Source organism: Neoroseomonas eburnea (assembly GCF_018129005.1).
Classification (GTDB): Bacteria; Pseudomonadota; Alphaproteobacteria; order Acetobacterales; family Acetobacteraceae; genus Neoroseomonas; species Neoroseomonas eburnea.
On the sequence record NZ_JAAEDL010000086.1, the window covers coordinates 1 to 1030 of the forward strand.

Sequence of the window (1030 nt, forward strand, 5' to 3'; positions counted from 1 at the left end):
ATCCGCTTGACCTTGGCCTGCGCCTCGGGCGTCTGCGGCAGGCGGATGGTCAGCACGCCGTTCTTGAAGCTCGCCTCGGCCTTGCTGCCATCCACCCCGGGCGGCAGCGGCACGGCGCGGTAGATCGAGCCGTAGCTGCGCTCGGAGAGGTAGTAGCCCTTCTTCTCCTCCTGCCGCTCGATGCGCTTCTCGCCCTTGACCGTCAGCATGTCGTCGGCGACCGCCACCTCGATGTCCTTCATCTCCATCCCCGGCAGTTCGATGGAGATCTCCACCGCATTGTCGGTCTGCACCACGTCCGACTTCGCCTCGCTCTGGCCCCAGGGCCAGTCGAGCTTGCCGAAGCGGTTCCAGAAGTTCTCGAACACCTGGTTCATCTCCCTCTGCAGTGAGGCGATGGCGTTCGGTTCGGCGGCCTTGGCCTCGGGCGCATCGCCCTTGCGAGCCCAGGGGATAAGGTCCTTGATCTGCATGTCGGTTCCTCCTTCTTGGTTCAGGCGGCCTTGACGCGGATCGTGCGCGGCTGGGCCTCAGCCGCACGCGGCAGGCTGAGCGTCAGCACGCCGTTTCGCATCACGGCCTCGATCCGCTCAGCGTCGAAATCCTCGGACAGAGCGAAGGCGCGCTCGTAATCGCCCGGCTCGTATTCGAGGTGCGCGGGGCGCAGGTTCTCGGGCTGCGGGTTGCGGCCGCGACCGCGCACGGTCAGCACCCGCTTCTCGAGCGTGACTTCCACATCCTCGGGCGCGACGCCCGGCATTTCCAGCACCAGCATCGGGCCGTCGCGCGTCTCGACCACGTCGGTCAGGGGGCGCCAGACTGGAACGCCGCGGGTCGTCTCGGGCGCGGCCGGGGTCTGGGCAGGGGTGGCGGTCAGTTCGGTGCTCATGGGGCGATCCTCCTTTCAGCCAGCCTTGATCTCGATGCGCCGCGGGCGATCGGCCTCGGGGCGACGGACGGCGATGCGCAGCACGCCGTCGGCGAAGCGCGCCTCGACCAGGTCGGAATCGACGCGAAAGGGCAGGCGGAT

Annotated in this window: 3 protein-coding genes; all 3 read right to left on the reverse strand. The window is 68.1% G+C overall.

The genetic code is table 11. The features are described 5' to 3' along the window. Positions 1–473: Hsp20/alpha crystallin family protein (locus GXW74_RS27760; protein WP_211850175.1), on the reverse strand; the 473-nt coding region annotated here is incomplete at its 3' end. A 20-nt stretch (positions 474–493) separates the two neighbouring features. Further along, complete coding sequence (locus GXW74_RS27765) at positions 494–889, reverse strand: Hsp20/alpha crystallin family protein (protein ID WP_111471770.1); 396 nt, start codon at positions 887–889, stop codon at positions 494–496. 15 nt (positions 890–904) lie between these two features. Beyond that, positions 905–1030, reverse strand: coding sequence for an Hsp20 family protein (locus GXW74_RS27770; protein WP_338148358.1), 126 nt, complete (start codon positions 1028–1030; stop codon positions 905–907).

What these genes read in the sequence shown, in the direction of transcription:
- GXW74_RS27765 (WP_111471770.1), bottom strand. Translation starts at nt 889, where the DNA reads ATGAGCACCGAACTGACCGCCACCCCTGCCCAGACCCCGGCCGCGCCC.